The organism is Geobacillus subterraneus (assembly GCF_001618685.1).
GTDB lineage: Bacteria > Bacillota > Bacilli > Bacillales > Anoxybacillaceae > Geobacillus > Geobacillus subterraneus.
Genome location: NZ_CP014342.1, coordinates 670,180 through 688,434, shown reverse-complemented (window position 1 = coordinate 688,434; position 18,255 = coordinate 670,180). Strand labels below are relative to the sequence as shown.

Annotated in this window: 19 protein-coding genes; 2 read left to right on the top strand and 17 right to left on the bottom strand. The window is 55.1% G+C overall.

The window, feature by feature from the left end:
• Positions 1-46 precede the first annotated feature (46 nt).
• From GS3922_RS03285 to GS3922_RS03275, 3 genes are all read right to left on the bottom strand, one after another.
• Entirely contained in the window at positions 47-949 is a 903-nt protein-coding gene (locus GS3922_RS03285; protein ID WP_172796420.1) for a cation diffusion facilitator family transporter, read from the bottom strand.
• A 144-nt stretch (positions 950-1,093) separates the two neighbouring features.
• Entirely contained in the window at positions 1,094-3,346 is a 2,253-nt protein-coding gene (gene secDF, locus GS3922_RS03280; protein ID WP_063165163.1) for a protein translocase subunit SecDF, read from the bottom strand.
• Between the two features lie 110 nt (positions 3,347-3,456).
• Positions 3,457-3,747, bottom strand: coding sequence for a post-transcriptional regulator (locus GS3922_RS03275; protein WP_063165162.1), 291 nt, complete (start codon positions 3,745-3,747; stop codon positions 3,457-3,459).
• A 108-nt stretch (positions 3,748-3,855) separates the two neighbouring features.
• On the opposite strand from GS3922_RS03275, the gene spoVB reads away from it, so the two are divergent.
• Positions 3,856-5,418 carry a stage V sporulation protein B gene (spoVB, locus tag GS3922_RS03270; protein ID WP_063165161.1) on the top strand — a complete coding sequence of 521 codons (1,563 nt, stop codon included), beginning with the start codon at positions 3,856-3,858 and terminating at the stop codon, positions 5,416-5,418.
• Between the two features lie 66 nt (positions 5,419-5,484).
• Complete coding sequence (locus GS3922_RS03265; RefSeq protein ID WP_063165160.1) at positions 5,485-5,868, top strand: TIGR04086 family membrane protein; 384 nt, start codon at positions 5,485-5,487, stop codon at positions 5,866-5,868.
• Positions 5,869-5,956: 88 nt separating this feature from the next.
• On the opposite strand, the gene yajC is transcribed toward GS3922_RS03265, so the two are convergent.
• The 14 genes from yajC to nadA form a co-directional block, all read right to left on the bottom strand.
• Positions 5,957-6,229, bottom strand: coding sequence for a preprotein translocase subunit YajC (yajC, locus tag GS3922_RS03260; protein WP_063165159.1), 273 nt, complete (start codon positions 6,227-6,229; stop codon positions 5,957-5,959).
• A 23-nt stretch (positions 6,230-6,252) separates the two neighbouring features.
• Positions 6,253-7,395 (bottom strand): tRNA guanosine(34) transglycosylase Tgt, encoded by a 1,143-nt coding sequence (tgt, locus tag GS3922_RS03255; protein ID WP_063165158.1) that lies wholly within the window; start codon positions 7,393-7,395, stop codon positions 6,253-6,255.
• 17 nt (positions 7,396-7,412) lie between these two features.
• Positions 7,413-8,441 (bottom strand): tRNA preQ1(34) S-adenosylmethionine ribosyltransferase-isomerase QueA, encoded by a 1,029-nt coding sequence (gene queA / locus GS3922_RS03250; RefSeq protein ID WP_063165157.1) that lies wholly within the window; start codon positions 8,439-8,441, stop codon positions 7,413-7,415.
• Positions 8,442-8,456: 15 nt separating this feature from the next.
• The gene (locus GS3922_RS03245; RefSeq protein WP_082816519.1) at positions 8,457-8,663 is read right to left on the bottom strand and encodes a DUF2905 domain-containing protein; all 207 of its coding nucleotides are present in this window, start codon (positions 8,661-8,663) and stop codon (positions 8,457-8,459) included.
• The gene (gene ruvB / locus GS3922_RS03240; RefSeq protein WP_063165156.1) at positions 8,660-9,661 is read right to left on the bottom strand and encodes a Holliday junction branch migration DNA helicase RuvB; all 1,002 of its coding nucleotides are present in this window, start codon (positions 9,659-9,661) and stop codon (positions 8,660-8,662) included. The genes GS3922_RS03245 and ruvB overlap by 4 nt, the downstream gene beginning before the upstream one ends.
• A gap of 30 nt (positions 9,662-9,691) precedes the next feature.
• Positions 9,692-10,276: a Holliday junction branch migration protein RuvA gene (ruvA, locus tag GS3922_RS03235; protein ID WP_063165155.1), complete on the bottom strand. Its 585-nt coding sequence runs from the start codon at positions 10,274-10,276 to the stop codon at positions 9,692-9,694.
• 101 nt (positions 10,277-10,377) lie between these two features.
• Positions 10,378-10,860 carry an intercompartmental signaling factor BofC gene (locus GS3922_RS03230; protein ID WP_063165154.1) on the bottom strand — a complete coding sequence of 161 codons (483 nt, stop codon included), beginning with the start codon at positions 10,858-10,860 and terminating at the stop codon, positions 10,378-10,380.
• A gap of 79 nt (positions 10,861-10,939) precedes the next feature.
• Positions 10,940-11,950, bottom strand: a complete 1,011-nt coding sequence (locus GS3922_RS03225) for a DUF3231 family protein (RefSeq protein ID WP_063165153.1) — start codon at positions 11,948-11,950, stop codon at positions 10,940-10,942.
• A gap of 98 nt (positions 11,951-12,048) precedes the next feature.
• Positions 12,049-12,792: a YebC/PmpR family DNA-binding transcriptional regulator gene (locus GS3922_RS03220; protein WP_063165152.1), complete on the bottom strand. Its 744-nt coding sequence runs from the start codon at positions 12,790-12,792 to the stop codon at positions 12,049-12,051.
• A gap of 132 nt (positions 12,793-12,924) precedes the next feature.
• Positions 12,925-13,659: a YhcN/YlaJ family sporulation lipoprotein gene (locus GS3922_RS03215; protein ID WP_063165151.1), complete on the bottom strand. Its 735-nt coding sequence runs from the start codon at positions 13,657-13,659 to the stop codon at positions 12,925-12,927.
• A gap of 115 nt (positions 13,660-13,774) precedes the next feature.
• Complete coding sequence (nadE, locus tag GS3922_RS03210; RefSeq protein ID WP_063165150.1) at positions 13,775-14,515, bottom strand: NAD(+) synthase; 741 nt, start codon at positions 14,513-14,515, stop codon at positions 13,775-13,777.
• Between the two features lie 35 nt (positions 14,516-14,550).
• Complete coding sequence (locus tag GS3922_RS03205) at positions 14,551-15,495, bottom strand: phosphotransferase (RefSeq protein ID WP_063167294.1); 945 nt, start codon at positions 15,493-15,495, stop codon at positions 14,551-14,553.
• On the bottom strand, positions 15,479-16,990 hold the full coding sequence (gene safA, locus GS3922_RS03200) for a SafA/ExsA family spore coat assembly protein (RefSeq protein WP_063165149.1): 1,512 nt from the start codon (positions 16,988-16,990) through the stop codon (positions 15,479-15,481). Before safA ends, GS3922_RS03205 begins: the two co-directional genes overlap by 17 nt.
• Positions 16,991-17,148: 158 nt before the next feature.
• A complete protein-coding gene (gene nadA / locus GS3922_RS03195; protein WP_063165148.1) occupies positions 17,149-18,252 on the bottom strand; it encodes a quinolinate synthase NadA in 1,104 nt (367 codons plus the stop codon).
• Positions 18,253-18,255 lie beyond the last annotated feature (3 nt).

Below are 18,255 nucleotides of genomic sequence, written 5' to 3'. Positions count from 1 at the left end.
CAACTCTCCTTATTATACAAAAAGGAGAAAAGGGCAGGCAACGACATTACGTCTTTTTTTCCGGATCATACGGATTGATATGGACCATCACGTTGCGGACGCGCGGAAGCGTCAGCAGCTTTTCCTTCACTTTTTTGCCGATCCGGTGCCCTTCTTCGACCGTCAGCAGCGGATCAACAGCGATCTTCAAATCGACGATCACGTAATGACCGTGCTCGCGCGCGTATAGCTCGTTAATTTGCCGCACATCCGGAACCGACAGCACCGCCTCCCGCAAATAGTCGGGTTCCTCTTCATGGAGCACGTGGTCGATCGCCGTATGGATCGACTTCCGGCCAAGCTCCCACGCCATTTTTAAAACAAGGATGGCGACAACCAGCCCAGCGAGCGGGTCGGCATACACGAGCCAGCCGATTTCCCACTTTCCGCCAAGAATGGCAGCACCAACGCCGATGAGTGCAGCGAGCGAGGAAAAGACGTCAGAGCGATGTTCGTAGGCGTTGACGATCAAAGCATCGCTATTCAGCTTTTGCCCGAGCCGGTATTTATAGCGAAACATCGCTTCTTTGACAACGATCGATGCCAACAGGACATAAACAGCCGCCATCCCCGGCGGCGACAGCGGGGCGAAAAACGACATAAGCGCCGATCGTCCGATCTCGAGCCCGACAAGAAACAAAAGGACCGCCACAATAATAGCAGCGATCGATTCCGCTTTTCCGTGCCCGTACGGATGGTCTTCATCCGGAGGGCGCGCCGCGGCCCGCAGCCCGACCCAAACGGCGAACGACCCGGCGACATCGGACGCCGAATGGGCGGCATCAGCGATCAGCGCTTGGCTTTGGCTCCACACCCCAACGACCGCCTTGACGGCGGCAAGCGCCATGTTGCCGACAATGCCGACAAGCGCCGCTGTTTTCGCCTGCCTGAATCGCTGTTCGTTTTCCATGGCCAGCTTCCCCCACTTTCATGTCTAGCAGCGTCGCAGCTGCCTATGTTTCATCTGGCCATTAGTGTATCCATTTTCCGTTGTAAGCATCGTCAGCAAAGAAAAAGCACCGGAAAAAAGCGTTCGCTTTTCCCGGTGCGGCCATTATAGATGAGGTTCGGCTTCCGGGGCAGCTTTTTTCGCCCCTTTGCCTTTTTTGAGTGCATTTCCTTTCCAAACGACCCACAGCTGTGCAGCGATGAAGAGCGAAGAATAGACGCCGCACACAAGGCCGACGAGCAAGGCGAGGTTGAAGTTGCGAATCGCCTCGCTGCCAAACAAAAGCAAGGCAACTACCGTAAACAAAACCGTCAATACGGTGTTGATCGAGCGCGTGAACGTTTGTTGCAACGCCCGGTTGACGATATGTTTCAGATCGTCGACCGTTTTCACTTTCCGCTTCTTCATGAGATCGCGAATACGGTCAAACGTAACAATCGTGTCATTGATCGAGTAACCGATGATCGTCAACACGGCGGCGATAAACGTCAAATCGACCTCAAGCCGCGTCAAGCTGAACACGGTAATGATGAAAAACGCATCGTGCAATAAAGCGATGATGGCAGCCAACGCCATCCGCCATTCAAAGCGGATCGTCACATAAAGAATAATTCCAATCGACGAAATGAGCACGGCGATGAGCGCGTTGCGGGCAAGCTGCTTGCCGACGATGGGCGAGACAGTGCTCACGTTTGGCTCAAATCCGTACATCTGTTTCAACTCGCCTTTTAACTTGGCAATTTCCTGTTTATCGAGCACACCGATTAAACGGACAACCCCTGTCTTTCCATCCGTGCCGGATAAAACAACCTCCTCCGGTTCGTGGCCAAGCCGTTTAAAATAGCTGCTCAGTTCATCGGCATCGATTGGACGGCTGCTCGTTACTTCAACGCGCGTCCCGCTCGTGAAATCGATGCCGAGGTTGAGCCCCATGACAAAAAGTGAAATGACCCCGGCAATCGTCAACGCACCGGAGAAAAGGAAACACTTTTTGCTATGCTTAACAAAATCCCAGCGGTCAAACTTTGTCGGCACTTCCGTCTCGTCGGTCGTTTCGGCGATGTTTAAGATTTCCGATTTTTTCACGCCAAAATACTCCGGTTTCTTATCAAGCCAGCGGCTTGAGACAAGCAGCCCGAGCAGCAGGCGCGTGCCGTAGACAGCGGTGACAAAGCTGGCGACAATGCTGATGATGAGCATCGTCGCAAACCCTTTGACTGAGCTTGTCCCGTAAATGAACAAGACAGCGCCGGCGATGATCGTCGTAATGTTGGCATCAAAAATCGTCGCAAACGAACCGCGGTTGCCAGCGCGAAACGCCGACAGCACCGATTTGCCAAGCTTCAGCTCTTCCTTGATCCGCTCATACGTAATAATGTTGGCGTCGACCGCCATCCCAACCCCTAAAATAAGGGCGGCGATGCCCGGCAGCGTCAAAACGCCGTTCATCCAGTCAAACAAGAGCAAAATCAAATAAATGTACATCGATAGCGTAATGACGGCAATCACGCCGGGCAGCCGGTAAAACCAAATCATAAACAAGAAGATGGCAGCGATTCCGATGATGCCGGCCAACACCGTTTTTTGCAAGGCGTTTTTCCCGAATTGGGCGCCGACGGACGTCGAGTAAATTTCATGCAGCTCAACCGGAAGCGCGCCGGCGTTGAGCAAGTCGGCGAGCTGCTGCGCTTCTTTCACCGTAAAGTTGCCGACAATCGACACGTCCGTCTGGTTGAATACTTGGTTGACTGAGGCGGCGGAAATAAATTTCGGATCCGCCTTGCCTGCTTCTTTCCGGTACGAGTCAACCCCTTCTTCAAAGTCAAGCCAAATGACTAAAATGTTGTTTGGCGGCCCCATCTTGTACACTTTTTCCGTCACTTGGCGAAACTTATCGGCGTCTTTCAGCTTAATCGCGACGCTCGGCCGGCCGTTTTCATCAAACGACAGCTTCGCCCCGCCTTGGACGAGGTCGCTCCCGTCCATGAGCACGTTGTCATTCACGTCGCGAAACGTCAGCTTGGCTTGAGTCGCCAAAATTTCGCGCGCCTCATTCTGGTCTTTCACCCCGGCGAGCTGAACGCGGATGCGGTTTTCGCCTTCGATGTCAACGCGCGGCTCGCTGACGCCGAGGACGTTAATCCGCTTGTTTAAGGCGCTGACCGTGCTTTGGAGCGTTTCCTGGTCAATGCGGTCGCCTTTTTTCGCCGGCTTCACCTCATACAGCACTTCAAACCCGCCTTGCAAATCAAGGCCTAGCTTGATATTATGTACGATCCCTTGAATCGTCGGTCCGATCACTCCGGCAAATAGGAGCAGGAGCAGAAAAAACGCGACGATGCGGCTTCGTTTTACCATTCGTTTTAAAATCCTCCTTCGATTCGTCTTGGCGCCCGGCAGCGCCATCGTTGCACACATCAGCTTCGACTTTCATTATGGGCCAGCCGATCATGGGTGTCAATTTTTTGCTATAACAATTCGTTGAGAACGCGTTCCAAATCATCGTCGCCAGCTGCCCGCTGCCGTTCGTATGAACGCCTCGTCAAAAACGCCATGTATTCCCCGGGCGAAAGCGACAAAATGTCGCTGACAAGCTCGTACAGTTTTTTTTCCGCCAGCGCGTTTTTCCACTTTCGGGCGCACAAATATTCCCATAGCCCGTCGATCGTCACTTGCGTGTAGCCGAGCAGGCGGAACTCGTCATATTTGCATTCAAGCGCCGGCATGAGCTGTTTGCGCAGCTGCCTCTCCCGTTCCATTCTCTCACCCTCCCGCACCATGCCAGCTATGATCCTTGTCATGCTTGGCCATATGTCTCGCATATATTGTATAAAAGATTAAGGCATTTGAGAAGGCAGGGAAAGAAAATGTCCAAATTTTTGCAAGGGACGATCATTTTAATCGCCGCCGGTTTTATTACAAAAATTCTCGGCTTCATCAACCGCATCGTCGTCGCTCGGATGATCGGCGACGAGGGGGTCGGTCTGTACATGATGGCCGTGCCGACGCTCGTGTTAGCGATTACGGCGACCCAAATCGGCCTGCCTGTCGCCATTTCCAAGCTTGTCGCTGAAGCGGAAGCGGCCGGCGACCGGCAACGGGTAAAAAAAATTCTTGTCGTGTCGCTCACGACGACCGGAGTGCTGAGTCTCGTATTCCTGCCGGCGCTCATTGTTGCAGCGCCGTGGCTTTCGCGGACGATGTTCACCGACCCGCGCACGTACTACCCGTTAATGGCCATCGCCCCGGTCGTGCCAATCGTGGCGATTTCTTCGGTGTTGCGCGGCTATTTTCAAGGACGCCAGCAAATGAAGCCGTACGCCTACTCGCTTTTGATTGAACAAATCGTCCGCATCAGCCTGATCGCTCTATGCACAAGGCCGCTCCTGCCGTACGGCGTCGAATACGCCGCCGCCGGCGCCATGGCATCTTCCGTCCTTGGCGAACTGGCCGCCTTACTGTACTTGTTGTTTTTATTTAAGTTCAAAAAGTCCATCCGCCTGCGGACGAACTTTTTCCGCTATGTACATGCCGGCAAAGAGACGTTCGGCCGCCTCATGCGGATCGCCCTGCCGACGACCGGCGGCCGCTTGATCGGCTCGCTTTCTTGGTTTTTCGAGCCGATCGTCGTCGCCAACAGCTTAGCTCTGGCTGGCGTGGCCGCCTCCGCCGCCACGAAGCAGTACGGCCAGCTTGTCGGCTACGCGCTGCCGCTGCTCACTTTGCCGTCATTCATTACGTACGCGCTCTCGACAGCGCTTGTGCCGGCCATTAGCGAGGCGATGGCGCAAAACAAGCCGCTGTTGGTCGAATACCGGATCACCCAGGCGATGCGCCTGGCGCTTGTCACCGGCGGTCTTTCCGCCGTCGTCCTTTACATTTTTGCCGAACCGCTCATGCGGTGGATGTATGGAACGAGCGAAGCGGCCATCTTTATTCAAGTGATGGCGCCGTTTTTCTTATTTTATTATTTCCAAGGTCCGCTCCAAGCGGTGTTGCAAGGGCTCGACTTGGCAAATGCAGCCATGACGAACAGCTTGATCGGGGCGGCGGTCAAACTCGCGTGCATCTTCGTCCTTGCCTCGCGGCCGAGCTTAGGCATTATGGGAGCGGCGCTCGCGACGTCCATCGGCACAGTGCTTGTGACGCTTCTCCACTTTGCCACCGTCGCCAAGGCCGTCTCCTTTTCGATCAACGCGCGCGAATATGCGAAAGCGCTCGTTGCCATCGCCGCCGCCGGTGCGGCCGGCTATGCGCTTTTCCGCTATCCGCCCGCGGCCATGCCTTCGTCATTATGGACGCTGTTCGCTATAGCGGCAACGATTGCTTTATATGTGGCTTCCCTGTTGTTTTTTCAGCTTATCAAGCGCGAAGAACTCGTCTATCTACCGGGACTTCATTGGCTCGCTCGGAAGAACGGACGAAAATAAACTTCTAAACATGTCCGGCAACGAATATATATAGCGGTAAAACGGTTGTGATCAGGGGGGAATACAGTGTCACGGCTTGGCAACGCACTCGTATATGGAGTCGCCACCATTTTCGTGTTGGCGGCGCTTGTTAGCTTCGTTTTTTCGTTGCTTCTTAAGTGGACGGACATTCATGAATCATCGCTGACATGGGTGATTTTTGCTGTCTCGGTCATCTCGATGTTCATCGGCGGCATCGTTGCCGGCGGGAAAAGCCAAGAGAAAGGATGGCTTGCCGGCGGACTGACCAGCCTCTTGTTTACAGCGCTCATCTTTTTGTTTCAATTTCTTGGCATCGAAAAGCCGTTTACAGCGGAACAATGGCTGTACCATCTTGTCTTTTTTGTCGCCGCCGCCCTTGGCGGCATCGTCGGGGTCAATTTGTCGCCGGCGCGCCGCGAGCGGGCATAAGCGGGCGCCCCAATGCAAAAGCGGCTGTTTCTGGGCGAAACAGCCGCTTTTGTCGCCAGCACCATCGGCTGACGGCTTTTCATTCAGGTTATGCTTTAGTTTCCGACACGACTTCACGCACCGCGGAACGGTCGTATGTAAGCCGTGTGCCGTCACCCGCGCGGATGATGATTTTATCTTCATCGACCGAGTCGATGATGCCATGCAAACCGCCAATCGTGATGATTTTGTCGCCTTTTTTCAAATTCGCCTGCATTTGCTGGACGGCACGCTGCCGCTTTTGCTGCGGACGAATGAGCAAAAAGTAGAAAATGACGAAAAACAGCACGATCGGCAACAAATTCGCAATCGCCGCGTTCATTCAATCCCCCTCCTTTCCGATGGCTAAAAGTTTTTCGCATTCGGCTTGTTAAAGCCGTAGCGTTCGAAAAATTCCTCACGAAAATCGGCGAGCCGATCTTCACGAATCGCTTGTCTCACCTGCTCCATTAATTTTATCAAAAAATAGACGTTATGGTAAGACGTGAGCCGGATGCCAAATGTTTCATCACACTTGATGAGATGGCGGAGATAGGCGCGCGTATAGTTCCGGCACGTGTAGCAGTCGCAGTGCGGATCAAGCGGCGTGAAGTCGCGGGCATACTGCGCGTTTTTAATGACGACCCGCCCTTCACTCGTCATGACCGTCCCGTTGCGGCCGATGCGCGTCGGCAAGACGCAGTCAAACATATCGATGCCGCGGATCGCTCCGTCAATGAGCGAATCGGGCGAACCGACGCCCATTAAATAGCGGGGCTTGTCCGCCGGCAAAAGCGGCGTCGTAAACTCAAGCACCCGATTCATCACCTCTTTCGGCTCGCCGACCGACAATCCGCCGACCGCATAGCCGGGAAAATCGAGCGACACTAAATCGCGGGCGCTTTGCCGGCGCAAGTCCTCATATTCACCGCCTTGGACGATGCCAAACAACCCCTGCTCGTTCGGGCGCCGATGCGCCTTTAGGCAGCGCTCCGCCCAGCGGCTCGTCCGCTCGACCGACTGTTTCATATAGTCATGCGTCGCCGGATACGGCGGGCATTCGTCAAACGCCATGATGATGTCAGCGCCGAGCGCATTTTGAATTTCGGTCGCTTTTTCCGGCGATAAAAACAGCTTGTCGCCGTTTAAATGGTTGCGGAAATGGACGCCCTCTTCTTCGATGCGGCGAAATTCACTCAAACTAAACACTTGGAATCCGCCGGAGTCCGTCAAAATGCCGCGGTCCCAGTTCATAAAGGCGTGGAGGCCGCCCGCCTCGGCAACGATGTCATGGCCCGGACGCAGCCAAAGATGGTACGTATTGCTTAAAATGACACCTGCCCCCATGTCCTTCAACTCTTCCGGCGACAGCGTTTTGACCGTCGCCAGCGTCCCGACCGGCATAAACATCGGCGTTTCAAACGAGCCGTGCGGCGTGTGAAGAATGCCGAGGCGCGCCCCTGTCTGCCGGCACGTTTTGATCAGTTCAAAGCGAATCGGTGTCGTCAACGTGCTGTTCTCCTTTCTTACATGATGAGCATCGCATCGCCGAAGCTGAAAAAGCGGTACCGCTCTTTGACCGCCACTTCATACGCGTGCAAAATATGTTCACGCCCAGCCAGCGCGCTCACAAGCATAATAAGCGTCGATTTCGGCAAATGAAAGTTCGTCACGAGCCCGTCAATGCCTTTAAACTCATAGCCCGGGTAAATGAAAATGTCGGTCCAGCCACTCTCGGCGACAAACCGGCCGTTATGTTTGCCGGCGATCGTCTCAAGCGTCCTCGTCGACGTCGTGCCGACAGCGATAATTCGGCCGCCGTCCGCACGCACGCGGTTCAAGATCGCCGCCGTTTCCTCGCTCATTTGGTAAAACTCGGCGTGCATATCATGTTTCTCGACGTCATCCACTTGCACCGGCCGGAACGTGCCAAGCCCGACATGAAGCGTAATAAAGGCGATATGCACCCCTCTTTCGCGAATGGCGTCAAGCAGCTCCTCGGTGAAATGAAGGCCGGCTGTCGGCGCCGCGGCCGAGCCGATTTCGCGGGCGTACACCGTCTGATACCGCTCCGGGTTGTCGAGCCTTTCTTTAATATACGGCGGAAGCGGCATTTCGCCGAGCTCGGCCAATACTTCATAAAACAACCCTTCGTACGAAAACTCGAGCACCCGGCCGCCGTGTTCCAGCGTATCAAGGCAGACAGCCTGAAGCTTTCCATCGCCGAAGACGAGCTTCGTTCCCGGTTTGACCCGTTTGCCCGGCTTGACGAGCGTCTCCCAACGATCGCCGTCAAGCGGCTTGAGCAGCAACACTTCCACCGTCCCGCCCGTTTCCGCTTTTTCCCCGTAAAGGCGCGCCGGCATGACGCGGGTGTCGTTTAAGACGAGACAATCGCCTGGATGTAAATACGAAATAATGTTGCGAAATGTTTCATGACGGATGGCGCCCGTCCGTTTATCGAGCACCATCAGCCGCGACGCCGCCCGGTCCGGGAGCGGCGTTTGCGCAATGAGCTCTTCTGGCAAATAAAAATCAAACAAGTCCACTCTCATAAAGCTTTCCTCCCTTTAGCGAAACCGCCCGAGCACATAAAAAATCAACGATAATACGACACTTAACAAGATCGATGTGATGATCGGGAAATAAAAAGTCATATTCCCCTTGCGGATGACGATATCCCCCGGCAAGCGGCCGAGTTTGATAAACTGCATAACAAACCCGACAATGATCAGCACGGCGCCAATTGTCATGATCAACTTCGGCAAGCTGTTCACCGCTTTGGAACCTCCATTCCTAAATGAGCATACGCCGACGGCGTGGCGACACGCCCGCGCGGCGTCCGTTGCAATAGGCCGATTTGCAGCAAATACGGCTCATACACTTCCTCGATCGTTTGCGCTTCTTCCCCAATCACCGCCGCCATCGTTTCAAGCCCGACCGGACCGCCGGCAAATTTTTCGATGATGGCCAAAAGCAGCTTATGGTCAATATGATCAAGTCCGAGCCGGTCGACTTGCAGCCGTTCAAGCGCCTCGACGGCGAGCGGCAGCGTGATTTCCCCGTCCCCGCGCACTTGGGCAAAATCGCGGACGCGGCGGAGCAGCCGGTTGGCAATGCGCGGCGTGCCCCGCGCCCGGCGCGCCAGTTCGAGCGCCGCCTCGCTGCTGATTATCATATGCAAAATGGCCGCTGCCCGCTCAATAATTTGCGCCAGCTCGTCCACTTGATAATATTCAAGCCGGCTGATGACGCCAAACCGGTCGCGCAGCGGGGCGGACAGCGCCCCGGCTCTTGTTGTCGCCCCGACAAGGGTAAACGGCGGCAAATCAAGGCGAAGCGAACGCGCTTCCGGCCCTTTGCCAATCATAATGTCCAAACAGTAATCTTCCATCGCCGGGTACAGCACTTCTTCAACCGTCCGCGGCAACCGGTGGATTTCATCAATAAACAGCACGTCCCCCGGCTCAAGCGAGGTCAAAAGCGCCGCTAGATCACCGGGCCGCTCAAGCGCCGGCCCGGACGTCGCCCGCATCTTGACGCCCATTTCGTTGGCAATAATGGCGGCGAGCGTCGTTTTCCCAAGCCCCGGCGGCCCGTACAGCAAGACATGGTCAAGCGTCTCTTCACGCAGCTTGGCCGCTTCAATAAACACTTGCAAGTTTTCTTTGACTTTATCTTGCCCGATATATTCATGCAAATATTGCGGGCGCAAGTTTGGTTCGAACGCCGCTTCGCCGCCTAAAGCTGCACCGGATACAAGCCGTTCGTCCACCGTCGTCCCTCCCTTTTAGCCAGCTGCCATTTATTTCAGCAACAGCGCCAGCGCCCGCTTGACGTATTGTTCCGTCGTCATTGCTTCCTCGCGGAGCACTGGAACAATTTTCTCAATTTCCCGTTCCGCATAGCCGAGCGCCTTGAGCGCAGCCACCGCCTCGGCGAGCTCCCTGGAAAGCGGGGTGGCCGGGCGCGGAGCCGCCGGCATCGAAAACATCGCGAGCTTTCCTTTTAAATCTAAAATCATTTGCCGGGCTGTCTTTTTTCCAACGCCCGGAAACTTGCATAAAAACGCCTCATTTTCTTCCTCAATCGCCCGCGCCAGCTCATCCGGCCGCCCGGCTGCCAAAATGGCGAGCCCTCCCTTCGGTCCGATGCCGGACACTTGGAGCAGCTTGGCAAACAAGTTCCGCTCTTGGCGCGTCAAAAATCCGTATAAGGCGTGCACATCTTCACGTACGTATTCGTATGTATATACCGTCACCGCCGCCCCGTGGCTCCCCTCAAAGGCAAACGGATTGGGAGTAAAAATTTCGTAGCCGATGCCGTTATGGTCAATGACAATATACTCCGGGCAGACGTAGTCGACATACCCGCGGATAAACTCGATCAAAGCAATGCTCCTCCCCTTTTCTCGCCCTTTCATTGTATCATACGATTTCATTATAACAAAAACAAATCCCGTGATGCGCTTTCACACCACGGGATTTCGTTTTATTGCACAACCGCAAAATGCCGGTACATTTCGATCACTTGTTCATATTGTTCTTTCGAGAGGACGCGGATGCCTTGTTTTAATTTCGCCTGTTGGCGGCTTTCCAGCTTTTGCACGTCAATTTGGAAAAACGACTGGATAATTTGGTTCGACCGGCCCGGTTTGCCGTTAAAAATCGACAGCGTGCCGTCATCGGTGATCCCGAAATAGCCGTTCGCCTTCAGCAGCGGGGAAATGTCGTTGACCGCCTTGCGAAAGACGATCGTCCGGTCATCGAGAGTAATCAGTTGCCAGTCACGGTACTTTTTCCATATTTCCGTTAACGAGACGACCGTTTCTGTTCTTTTTTCCTCGCTGATCTCTCCGTCTAAATATTGCTGCTGCAACACGATCATCATTTTCACCGGCGCCGGCGCGGCGAACGTCCAATGAGTCGGCAATACGACCACAGCAGTCAACAATAGGATGGAAAGAATTCGCATTGTCCGTTCCTCTCTTCCGAAATGGTGGTTTCCTTACACCATTAGTTTCGCCGGCAGGCGCCATTTTATTCCTGTTCCGTCAGCTTTTTTGCAAGGCAAGCTGACGCCGGTCCAAAAAGTGCGGCGGGTACTCAAGCCAACGGCGGTCGATCATCATGTTGGCCCCGTCCTCGGTGAAAGCGCCGGCTTTGGCGATCAAGCTGGCGTATAGGGCGATAATATCGCGGCGAAGACTGACCGCCATGGCCGCTCCGTATTCCGCCGTGCCAATCGCGGATAGCGCGTTGACGACGGCCATCATTAACTGGTCGGAAAACGGCGGCTTGGTCGAGTCGGTGACGGTAACATCCGGGGACATGACGGTCGGCACGTTGCTTTCCCGCAACACGTCATGAACGGTGTTCATAATATCGGAACAGACGCGCAGCCCGCGCAAGAAAAAGTTGCGAATTTCTGGATCAACCGCCACTTGGGCAAACCCGGTCAATGTCGCCTTGCCGAGCTCGTTGTTGCGCGCTGTTGTAAACAAATGGGCCACTTCGACGGCGAGCAGCGGGCGGCGCGGGCCGAACCAGCCGGTTAAAAAGCTTTGTTTTTCAATAAATGCCGCTTCTTTCGGGTACACCATATACGGCGGGCGGACGTACACCCCTTTTTCCAGCAGGAGCTGGCGGGCGCGGTCGTTTAACATCACCGCCTCGTTCAAAAACTGGTGGAATAACTGGGCAACATCTTGGCGCGATGCCAGGGCGATCGCCCCGCTATGCGAGGTGAGGCCGAACTTGGACATATGGTATATATATTCCAAGTAAAAAACATCGCTAAACAGCTTCGGCGCGCCAGAATACACATGCTTCTCCACCGGATAGCCGACCGGCTTAGCGATCCCTTCGGCGGCGAACAGCTGCTCAATGGCGCGCATATGCCCGTTGGCGACGTTCAGCGTCTCGGTGATGAGCGGGCGAATATCGTCATCGGTCACCGTTTCTGTAAAATGCGTCAGCAAACAGGCGACGATGCTGTCGTTTATATACGTACTCCATAAGCTTGAAATCTCTGCACTTGTTAATGAAGCAACATTTCCTTCCATGTATTTTTGCACCCCCTTGTTTCCCCGTTATTATGTTTCACTACTTTCGCCTATATGTAAATCAAAGAAAAAAATCGCCAGCGTGCCGCTGACGAATGCTATTGTTCTTCAAGCACCGATTCATCCAAGTTATGGTACACCTCTTGGACGTCATCATCATCTTCAAGCGTATCGATTAACTTTAACATTTTTTTCAATTCATCGCCTGATAACGTTGTATATGTTTGCGGAATCATCGTGATTTCCGCGCTCGCAAACGTTAATCCTTGCTGTTCGAGCTGCCCTTTTACCTCCTCAAACGATTCAGGCGCCGTATAAATTTCGAACGATTCATCCGTCGTTTCCATTTCCTCCGCCCCCGCCTCAATCGCCAAAAGCAACAGCTCCTCTTCGTCAACGTTGTGCTGTTCACGGTCGATGACGAGCAAGCCTTTGCGCTCAAACAAGTAAGAGACGCAGCCCGTTTCCCCCAGATTGCCGCCGTTTTTCGAAAATGCCGCCCGCACGTTGGCGGCGGTGCGGTTTTTATTATCGGTCAGGCAGACAACCATGACAGCGACGCCGCCCGGTCCGTATCCTTCATAACGGATTTCCTCATAATTCGTATGCTCTTGGTTTCCTGTTGCTTTTTTAATCGCCCGTTCAATGTTTTCGCTCGGCATATTGGCTGCCTTTGCCTTCTCAACGACAAGGCGCAGGCCCGGGTTAGCCGCCGGGTCGCCGCCGCCGGTTTTCGCGGCGACATAAATTTCTTTCGCCAGTTTCATAAACAGCTTGCCACGCTTGGCATCTTGAGCATTTTTCCGCCGTTGGATATTTTTCCACTTCGAATGTCCAGCCATCGAAATTTCTCCTCTCATCACAACGGAATGTTCCGACATTACTATAGCAAAAAACGAGGAACATGTCAGCTGTGCCTAGCTGGAAGCCGAGAACGAAGAAAGGGGATGCCTAATGGCACCCCCCTCGCCGGGCTAGCGATTGTTTTCCGGCCGTTCTTGAATCGTATCGCCAATAAAAATGGTGCGCAAATCGCGGCGAATTTCTTCCATGCTGATCGGCGCGCCGCGGCGAATGGTGTTGTCAATCGTGCGGACGCGGTTGTACATGCCCGGATTGGATGTGACGCGCACCCGTTTGCCATTGGCATACGGGGCCACCGCTTTGGCGACGCGCTCTTCAAGCCGCTCCGGATGGCGGGCATCGGTCGCAATGGCGATCAGCGCCTGGTCGCCGTACACAACGGTGCGGGCATCGTCCACCCCATCCACTGCTGCAGCGCGGCGGGAGAGCTCTTCAACTAGAGCGCCGTCGTAGCTGCGGTAGTACGACGGATGCGGATCGACATTCAGCGAATGCAAATGCCCGTGATAGTTGTAATCGCCGTCGCCAAAATCGACCCCGCGCGGAAGAGCCGGCACATCGGTATCAAATCGGGTCGCCGCCGGCCCGCCAAGGCGGTCGTCATCCGTCAAATAGTCGGTCGCCGGTCCGCGGCGCGCCCATATATAGTTGTTATCGTAGTTGAGCGCGTTCGTCCCGTAACGGCCGTAGCGGAAATCATCGCCCCGTTCCGTCGAGTAATAGCCGATCGGTCTCGCCGCATTATTGTAGTGTCGGACTCCTTCATCCTCGGCCCCGTAATTGGCACATGAAGCGAGCAAGCCGGCTGCTGACAATACACCGATCCATTTGACCGCGTATCTCAATGGAAAACCCCCCTTGGTTTCCTTCGCCCACGGCTGGCATGGAGCCAGCCTTACGTTTAGCTTGCGGAAAAAGCAGGGGGGTTATCGCTGTTAGTTCACACCAGCAAAGCGGCTGCTAAAACTTGGGCGGCGCAACGGCCAACCGCCGTTTATGATGCGAACGTTCGTGCAGCTGTTCAATAATTTTCCGGTCTCGCTCCGGAATGTCTTCTCCTTTCAAATATTTGTCAATCATTTCATATGTCGTACCCATCTCGCTTTCATCCGTCTGTCCTTCCCATAATCCGGCGCTCGGCGCTTTTGTGATAATTTCTTCCGGAACGCCGAGCAGACGGCCCATTTCACGCACTTCGCCTTTGGTGAAGTGAATGAGCGGCACTAAATCGACCCCGCCATCACCGTATTTTGTAAAGTAGCCAGTGTGCCACTCCGCCGCATTGTCCGTGCCGACGACGAGGTAGCCGTAGTTGTTGGCGACAGCGTACAACGTCGTCATGCGCAGGCGCGCCCTCGTGTTCGCATCGCCGAGCCGCGCTTTTTCTTCATTCCATTCCCCAATGGCTTTCAGCTCGGCTTCCACCGCACCGAACAACGCCTTATGCGCCTCCGTCAAATCGATGACAAGATGTTGGATGCCGCAGCTTTCCACCACTTTAAGCGCATCTTCCATATCTTTCGGATGGCTTTTGCACGGCATGATGAGGCCAAGCGAGCGGTCTGGAAACGCCCGCTTAATCAAATGGGTGACAACAGCGGAGTCGATGCCGCCGCTAATGCCGACCACCGCCCCGTTCAAGCCGGCTGACGCCACCTGCTCCCGCAGCCATTGCACAAGTTTGTCGATTTTTTCTTGCATCCGCCTTCGACTCCCTTTTCTAAAGATTCCATCCTTTATTTTAGCATAGCGCAAAGGCGGCGGACAAACCGTTCCCGCTTCTCCCGATCCCATGCGAGCGGACGGCGGCGCGCAGCCGCCTGCCGCCACTCGCGAAATACATCGGCAGGGAACAAAAGCGCATGCAAAAACCAGCGTTTTTCCAGCCAATGGCTAAGCGGAGCGAAGCGGGCGAGCGCCGAATACGACCAGCCGATGTGCGGCAAAATACGGTTTGCGTATTGCCAATAATCAAGCCCGGGCGAGGCGAGGGCAGCCGCGTCGTAGTCGATCATATATACCTCTCCGGCAGCGGTGCGCAAAAAGTTATGGGGCGCTACATCTCCATGAATGATAGCGGCAGGCTCCGCCGCCAGCTCTCGGGCGTAATCGCCGCCCGTTGCCAGGCAGTAATGCGCCCAGCGCAGCGCAAACAAAATATCCTCTTTTTCCATCACTGTTTCAACGACCGGCAAATGCCGGCAAAACTCATCGTAACGGCGCCGCCATTTCTCATACAGCGGCATGGGCGGCAGCCGCATGGCTTCCCGTTCGCCGCCAACGATGTTCGCCGTTGCCGCATGGTAGCTATTTAGCAGTTGAAGCCCGTCCTTGATGTCGTGTTCGTTGGCGAATGCGAACGGGCGCGTGCCGGCCACATATTCCGTCAGCAGCCAATATCGCCCTCCGGCGGCGATCACCCCTCCATGACCGAGCGGCACAACGGCCGGCACGGCGAAAAAGCCGGCGCGGCGCAGAGCGGCAAGAAGCCAAGCTTGCCGTTCAGCCGCCGCCAACGAGCGGTATGCTTTCGCGACGAATGATCCGCGCGAAGTGGCGATGGCGATAACATGCGGTTTCAGCGCTGCCGCCTGCCAAATAGGAAGCCGATAATGGCGGTTAAGAAGAAAAAAGAGACAGCCGGCGGCGTCTCTTTCTATTTCGTTACTGCTCTTCACCATGCCCGCTCTCCTCGTCCGGCGGTCCGGCGAACAGGCGCGGACTGGCGGACGGCGGCGCAAGCGATGGCGCGTATCCCGGCGGGCTTGTCGGATAAACGACACCCGGCCACGGAATCGCCGACGCGGCTTGTTGCGGCGCGTACCCGTATGGAGCCGGAGGCGCGTACGCTCCAGGAGGCATATATCCCCCGTAGTATTGGATCGGTGGGTACACAGGCACATACCCAAAAGGCGGATACCCGGCTGGCGGCGCGTACATTCCAGGCGGCGCATACCCTGGTGCGGCGTAGCCGAACGGAGCGAAAGCAGCTCCAGCTGGCGGTGCCGACGGAGCAGCAGCCCCTTGTTCGCCTAGTCCAGGAAGCGGCGGGGATGCTAGCGACTCGCTGCTGCTTTCGCTAATGCCAGGAAACGGAGCCGAACTGCTTTCCGGGCTTTCCCCGGCCGCTAACGAACCCGGCGGCGGGGAATAGGGCGGCATGGCTGGCAGCGGCGGCGTATAAAATCCCGGCCCCGGCACAATCGGCGTCATCGGCACGCATCCTTGGTCAACCCCGAAAGCTGGCGCTGCCGGCGGGGCAACTGGGACGTGCGGGATGTTTGGCAACGGCGGCGGGGCTTCCTCGCTTTCGTCCGCTATATGCTCCCCTTTCAGTTCAGCGGGGCTTTCATCCGCCTCCTCCATCATGCTAGGCAAAATGTTGCTCGGTTTCGGCGGAATCGGCGGCAAATTTGACAACGACTTGGCAAACGAAACAGGAGGAGCCGGAGCGACCGGCGGAATCGCATGCGCAAGCGGCGGTGCATAGGATGTCGGCGCCGTCTTTACTTTTGGCACCTCGTTCACCGGTATATTCGGTGTTTCATTCACCGGTACGTTTGGCGTTTCATTCACCGGTACGTTCGGCGCTTCGTTCACCGGCACGTTCGGCGTCTCTTCCCCCACCTCCTTCGCTGCCCCGCCTACTGACGCTTTTGCTGTTTCTTTTCCCCCCACCTTTGGCGCTTCGGCTGCCGGTGCTATCGGCGTTTCGTTCACCACCGCTTTCGGCGCTTCGGCCGTTGGCGCTACCGGTTTTTCTTTTGCCGCTTTCGGTGCTTCAGCCGCCGCCTTCGGTTTTTCTTTCATTTCCGCTTTCGGCGCTTCGGCCGTTGGCATCTCATTGACAGCTGCTGGCCCTTCGTTCACCGATGCTTCATTTTCCGGGACGGAGCCGCCGACTACGTCGAGCTCCGTATCAATGTTCAACGAAACGAACGGTTTTGCCTCTGCGTACGGATGTTCTTCCACCTTCGGTTTTTTCGGCGATCCATACAGTTTTGTTTCTTTTTTTATTGGCACCCCTGCTGTCGGCACTTTAATTTTCATTCCAGGCATAATCATATCCGGATCGCTCAAATGCCCATTTATCTTTTTCAATTGTTCAAAATTAACCCCATATTTTTGGGCAATTTTCCAAAGGGTGTCGCCCTTTTGAACAATATGGATTTTCACGCCGTTCCCCTCCTAAACCGAGACTGTTTGCACTCTATCCGACCGATGCTTGTTTCCTGTTATCGTCTTTCAACACAATGTATGACGATGGGCGTTGATTTATGATAAAAAAATCCCCCGGCCGGACGGAGGAAATTCCGTCTTGCCAGGGAGGGGGACTAGGCAAGGGCAAGCATGCGTTCAAGCGCTTGCTTCGCTTCGAACGCCACTTCCGTTGGAACGGTAATGCGGTTGACGACCGTTCCTTCGCTGAGCGATTCAAGCGCCCAAACGAAATGCGGCAAATCGATCCGGTTCATCGTTAAGCACGGACACATATACGGATTCAGGGAAACGATTTCTTTATCCGGATGCTCATGCATGAGGCGGTTCACTAAGTTCATTTCCGTCCCGATCGCCCACCGGCTGCCGGGTGGGGCATTGCGGATCGTTTCGATAATATATTTGGTGGAACCGGCATAATCCGCCTGTTGAACAACGTCCCAGCTGCATTCCGGATGAACGATCACCTTAGTTTCCGGATTCGTCCGCCGAATATGCTCAATTTGCCGGACATTGAAATTTTCATGCACCGAGCAATGCCCCTTCCAAAGAATGACTTTCACCTTGTCAAGATCGCCGTTGCCTTGCAATGTTTCCTCATGTGGATCCCAGACAGCCATCTCCTCAAGGCCGACGCCGAGCGCGTAGGCCGTATTTCTCCCTAAATGCTGATCCGGCAAAAAGAAAATGCGCTCCTTTTTTGAAAACGCCCACGCCACCATCTTTTTCGCGTTGGACGACGTGACCGTCGCCCCGCCATGGCGGCCGACAAACGCTTTAATCGCCGCTGTGGAGTTGACATACACAAGCGGGAGAATCGTCTCGCCAAACCGCTCCGTCAACGCTGCCCACGCCCGCTCGACTTGGAAAAGATCGGCCATATCGGCCATGGAACAGCCGGCGCGCAAATCCGGCAAAATGACCGTCTGCGCCTCGCTCGTTAAAATGTCCGCCGTTTCCGCCATGAAATGGACGCCGCAAAACACAATGTATTCCGTCTCGCTGTTTTTCGCTGCCAGCTGGGCGAGCTGAAGCGAGTCGCCAGTTGCATCAGCGAACTGAATGACCTCATCTTTTTGGTAATGGTGCCCAGGGATAAAAAGGCGCCGCCCGAGCCGCTCCTTCACAGCGCGGGCGCGCACTTCGAGCTCGTCTCTTTCCATCGTTTTGTACTGTTCCGGCATATCATCAAGCCGTTTGAATTGTTCAAGTACGTTCATCGT

What these genes read in the sequence shown, in the direction of transcription:
- GS3922_RS03285 (WP_172796420.1), bottom strand. Translation starts at nt 949, where the DNA reads ATGGAAAACGAACAGCGATTCAGGCAGGCGAAAACAGCGGCGCTTGTC.
- secDF (WP_063165163.1), bottom strand. Translation starts at nt 3,346, where the DNA reads ATGGTAAAACGAAGCCGCATCGTCGCGTTTTTTCTGCTCCTGCTCCTA.
- GS3922_RS03275 (WP_063165162.1), bottom strand. Translation starts at nt 3,747, where the DNA reads ATGGAACGGGAGAGGCAGCTGCGCAAACAGCTCATGCCGGCGCTTGAA.
- spoVB (WP_063165161.1), top strand. Translation starts at nt 3,856, where the DNA reads ATGTCCAAATTTTTGCAAGGGACGATCATTTTAATCGCCGCCGGTTTT.
- yajC (WP_063165159.1), bottom strand. Translation starts at nt 6,229, where the DNA reads ATGAACGCGGCGATTGCGAATTTGTTGCCGATCGTGCTGTTTTTCGTC.
- queA (WP_063165157.1), bottom strand. Translation starts at nt 8,441, where the DNA reads ATGAGAGTGGACTTGTTTGATTTTTATTTGCCAGAAGAGCTCATTGCG.
- GS3922_RS03230 (WP_063165154.1), bottom strand. Translation starts at nt 10,860, where the DNA reads ATGCGAATTCTTTCCATCCTATTGTTGACTGCTGTGGTCGTATTGCCG.
- GS3922_RS03225 (WP_063165153.1), bottom strand. Translation starts at nt 11,950, where the DNA reads ATGGAAGGAAATGTTGCTTCATTAACAAGTGCAGAGATTTCAAGCTTA.
- GS3922_RS03220 (WP_063165152.1), bottom strand. Translation starts at nt 12,792, where the DNA reads ATGGCTGGACATTCGAAGTGGAAAAATATCCAACGGCGGAAAAATGCT.
- nadE (WP_063165150.1), bottom strand. Translation starts at nt 14,515, where the DNA reads ATGCAAGAAAAAATCGACAAACTTGTGCAATGGCTGCGGGAGCAGGTG.
- GS3922_RS03205 (WP_063167294.1), bottom strand. Translation starts at nt 15,495, where the DNA reads ATGGTGAAGAGCAGTAACGAAATAGAAAGAGACGCCGCCGGCTGTCTC.
- nadA (WP_063165148.1), bottom strand. Translation starts at nt 18,252, where the DNA reads ATGAACGTACTTGAACAATTCAAACGGCTTGATGATATGCCGGAACAG.